Origin of the sequence: Nocardia sp. CC201C (genome assembly GCF_030010695.1) — a bacterium.
GTDB classification, from domain to species: domain Bacteria; phylum Actinomycetota; class Actinomycetes; order Mycobacteriales; family Mycobacteriaceae; genus Nocardia; species Nocardia otitidiscaviarum.
The window spans coordinates 1-3,721 of the sequence record NZ_JASCXP010000562.1 but is presented as its reverse complement, the minus strand read 5'-3'; the positions used below and the strand labels follow the sequence as shown (position 1 = coordinate 3,721).

Genomic DNA, 3,721 nt, shown 5'->3' with positions numbered 1-3,721 from the left:
GCGCAGCTGAGCGGATGGCGGCCGAGCTGTTACGTGAGCCCGCACCAGGTGGCGAACCCGCGCACGCTCTCGGTGGCGCGTGCTTCCTCACGGGCCAGTTGCAGCACGGTCTCGTGCACCATCGGGTGGTACCGAACCATCGACGGTGCAATGCTCTTCGCGGTCAGCAGCGCTTTCATGACGTCGCGGTGATGACCGCCCTGTAGCAGCCACGCCCGGCCGACGTCGATGTAGTGGTGTCCGGATCGGCTGCGCGGCGTGCCGGGCGGCAGCACCAGCGACGCCGCGCGGTCGAGCGCCTTCGCGCTGTCCATCGCCTCGACGCCGAGAGAAACACCCCAGATCGCCACGTTCACCGGCCCGAAGGTAAGCACAGGGTCGCGGTCGTGTCCGAGCCGGGCGGCGGTGTCGGTTGCTTCGGCGAGGTGGGCATCGGCGGCGCCCTGGTCTCCGGCTCGTGCTGCGGCCAAGCCCGATTGGAGGTGCAGTCCGCCCCAGGCGATGAGGTCGGATTCCTCGCCGGTTCCGAGGCGGGCTTCGACCTCGGCGCGGCTGCGTTCGAGGAAGGCGAGCGCGTTCCGGTAGTCGCCGCCGGAGGTCAGCAGGGAAGCGCGGTGGAACTGGCTCGCGGCGATCCACAGCGGATCTCCGGACTTCTCCGCCGCCCATGACATGCGGTCGATCGCCATGGCGGACAGGTCGAGGTATCCGAGTTTGTGGGCCATCGAGCGCGCGGAGTAGTAGAGCTCGGCGAGCAGCACGAACGCGCGGTCGCCTTCGACCTGCCCGTGTTTGCGGTGGGCCAGCGCGCGGGTTTCGGTCAGCAGATGTGGAAGCGCGGCGGCGAGCTTGTGGGCGGCGACGTCGCGGCGCATACGCCGGACCGCGAGGACATCCTCGGTGATCTGCGGCAGCGGCCGAACCTCGAGATCGGGGTCGTCGAGGTCGTAGGCGACGAGTTCGCTGCGCAGCAGGGAGATCGCGGCGTGCAGCTCGCGGTCGGCTTTGGTCGTGGGCGTGTAGGGCTGACCGGTCAGGTCGGTGATGCTCACCCGCAGGGCTTTGGCGCAGGCGGCGATCAGCGGCGCTGTCGCGGCGCGTTCGCCGCTCTCGGCCTTCGAGACGGCCGAGTAGGACACGTTCGCTTTCGCCGCGAGTTGGCGTTGTGTCATCCCTGCCATCTTGCGCGCGGTCGAGATCCGCTTGCCGACGCCGTCGTTCGGGTCACCCATGATCGCCCCAATCAGTCGATCCCCTGATCGCCAGATTCCCACAGATTGTGGGAGTTCGCATCGGGGATTTGTCGCAGGCTCGGAATTGCCCCTGGTGGCGGGGCTCACATTCGAGGCTTCGCCGCCGGGTAGCCCAGCGAAATCCGGTTCTCAGGAGGACCAGCATGCGGGGAGTCAGCAAGGCGCAAGAGGCGATCCTCTTCGCTCTCATCCACGGCGGGGCGCTGTCGGTCGATCAGCTCGCCCGCGAAGCCCGATGCCTCGGACTACGCACGCGGATCGCGGTCGGCGAGCTCGCCAATCGCGGCGCGGTCGTGTGCCCGTCCGGATCAGCGCGTTACCAGATCACCGCCACCGGCCGCGAACTCGCCGCCGCGGTGGGTGTGAATAGACGGCAGGTACGGGTGTGACGGGCGAGCGCGTACCCGGCCGCCTCGACCAGTGCCAGCAGGCACACGAGCGCACCGGCGGGCCGATGGCGTTCGTGCACGGCAGCGACGGGGTGCTGCGCCCGATCGATGACAGCGGTTGGCCTGTTTGTGAATTCGAGGAATTGGGGCGCGACGTCTATGACGCGCTCGCGCTGCCGGCTGGTGGCGAGCCCGAGGTGATCGACGTCGAGCCCGATTCGGTTGCAGACCATGAAGTCGAGGGGAACTGATGATCTCAATTCTGTTGTGGACGTTACTAATTGGCGGAAATGTGTACGCGCTGTGGTGGTTGGTGATGCGGCAGAGCAAGCCCGTCCCGGCCGACGAGCTGACCGTCGCCCTGGTGATCGAGCGGCTTGCCCGCGAGGCCGCACACGGGACCGACGCTGCGGGTAACGGTCGGCATCGGGCGGTGGCATGACCTACGCGATCCGACATAAGACCCAGAAGTAGTATCTTTCGACCTTGACACGACGCGAGGGGGCCTCGGCCATGAGCGACGACGCATCAACCTCAGAATGGCTCGACGAACAAGCCCAGAACAATCCGGCATGGCAGGAGTGGGCGCGGCCCGAGCGGATCGCCGCCCAAGTCGACAGGCTGTTCGCCGCTACCCTACCCGCGGTGCCGGGAGTTCCGCCGATGCCGGAGGCGGACCGCTACAGCGACACGATGTTGAACTGGGTAGCCGATGCGTTCGAGCACCTGCTGCCCGACGGGGACGCACTCACCGAGCCCGACAACGCTGACCTTGCCGATCAGTTCGTGTGCTATATCGGCGAGACCCTGCGTCAGCGGGCGGGCGGCGAGTGGTTCAACGAGAGTTTCCAGGATGGAAGCGTGCTGTACGGGATGCGCTTCACTCCGGCGATCGGGTACCGCCACGGTGCGTCTCCCGACGACATCACCGACTGGTTGTTCCGGGCCGTGGAAGCAGACGACGGCCCGGACTTCTTCCTGGAGATCGGCACGGAAATCTACTCCCGCGCAATCGCTTACGCCGACGCGCACGGGCTACCGCACGACCTCCGAGAAGTGAGGGAGCAGCACGGTCTCGCCTAGCCCGATGCCATGTCCACCGATGACGAATCCCGACGGCGCAGGGAAGCCGAAGCGATTCGCAGACAGCAGGCAGAACGACGGCGCGAGCGCGAGCGGGGTCGCAAGCACAACGAGAAGGGCCGCCTCTTCCATCGCGGCATGGCCCAGATGCGCGGCGAGACGCGCGAGAACGGCTGGAAGAACGAGCAGCGGATCAGCACCCCGTTCGGTGACCGGGTGCACGACACCGCCCGTGATCGCGGCGGGCGAGAGTTCTCCGAATACAAGTCGGGCCGTCACATCCGCGCGGACAGCCTTCTCCAGTTGGCGAAGGATCGGCACATCCTCGAGGCCGATCCGAATGCGCGCGGCGGCTGGCTGATCCGTGTGGACGCGCGTGTCGATCCCGCTGTTCAACGCCAGATGGACAAGATGCTCGCGTTGTTCCCCGGCAGGTTCACCGTCGAGAAGGCCACCCGGGAGGAAGTTAATCGCGCGATCGCTCTCGGCAAGCAGCTGGAGAAGGAAGCGCGGGGGCAACAGCTCGAGCTGTTCGACTCCACCCGGCTGCGCCAGCAGGAACGGGCCAGGGAACGTGCCGAGCGCGCACGCGAGATCGCCAGGACTCAGGAAGCTGCGGCCCGCGCGGTGGCCGAGAAGGCGGCACGAGAGCTTCGGCTCGCGCGGGAAGCACAGGAACAGGCGCTACGAGCGAAGATGCCGCGGGCACCCGACGAAGTGATCAATATCCTGCTCCGGTCCGGTCCGATGCCTGGCGAGGTTGTGCGCGAAGATCAGGATGTGGCGTCGCGTGGCGGTACGACCCGTGCGGGGCGGAACGCACGGGGAATCGAGCGCGGCATCGCGCGCGAGCGATAGCGACCGGCCTCCGTTGCCTCGGCTGCTCGGCTGCTCGGCTGCGGCGGCGGCGGGGGGGCGGGGGCCCCGGGGGGGGGGCCTTTGTCCGGGGGGGGCCCCGGGGGCCCGCGGGCCGCCCCTACCCCGGGCGCGCCGCCG

6 protein-coding genes are annotated in these 3,721 nt (G+C 68.1%); 5 read left to right on the top strand and 1 reads right to left on the bottom strand.

Features of this window, described 5'->3' with window-relative positions; genetic code table 11:
* Positions 1 to 29: 29 nt before the first annotated feature.
* Positions 30 to 1,232, bottom strand: coding sequence for a helix-turn-helix transcriptional regulator (locus tag QK444_RS34035; protein WP_282786125.1), 1,203 nt, complete (start codon positions 1,230 to 1,232; stop codon positions 30 to 32).
* 164 nt (positions 1,233 to 1,396) lie between these two features.
* Between QK444_RS34035 and QK444_RS34030 the strand changes: the two genes are divergently transcribed.
* The 5 genes from QK444_RS34030 (at position 1,397) to QK444_RS34010 (ending at position 3,583) form a co-directional block, all read left to right on the top strand.
* On the top strand, positions 1,397 to 1,642 hold the full coding sequence (locus QK444_RS34030) for a hypothetical protein (RefSeq protein WP_282786124.1): 246 nt from the start codon (positions 1,397 to 1,399) through the stop codon (positions 1,640 to 1,642).
* The gene (locus QK444_RS34025; RefSeq protein WP_282786123.1) at positions 1,639 to 1,893 is read left to right on the top strand and encodes a hypothetical protein; all 255 of its coding nucleotides are present in this window, start codon (positions 1,639 to 1,641) and stop codon (positions 1,891 to 1,893) included. The genes QK444_RS34030 and QK444_RS34025 overlap by 4 nt, the downstream gene beginning before the upstream one ends.
* A gap of 65 nt (positions 1,894 to 1,958) precedes the next feature.
* Entirely contained in the window at positions 1,959 to 2,084 is a 126-nt protein-coding gene (locus tag QK444_RS34020; protein ID WP_282786122.1) for a hypothetical protein, read from the top strand.
* Between the two features lie 71 nt (positions 2,085 to 2,155).
* On the top strand, positions 2,156 to 2,725 hold the full coding sequence (locus QK444_RS34015) for a hypothetical protein (RefSeq protein ID WP_282786121.1): 570 nt from the start codon (positions 2,156 to 2,158) through the stop codon (positions 2,723 to 2,725).
* A gap of 9 nt (positions 2,726 to 2,734) precedes the next feature.
* Entirely contained in the window at positions 2,735 to 3,583 is an 849-nt protein-coding gene (locus QK444_RS34010) for a hypothetical protein (protein WP_282786120.1), read from the top strand.
* Positions 3,584 to 3,721 lie beyond the last annotated feature (138 nt).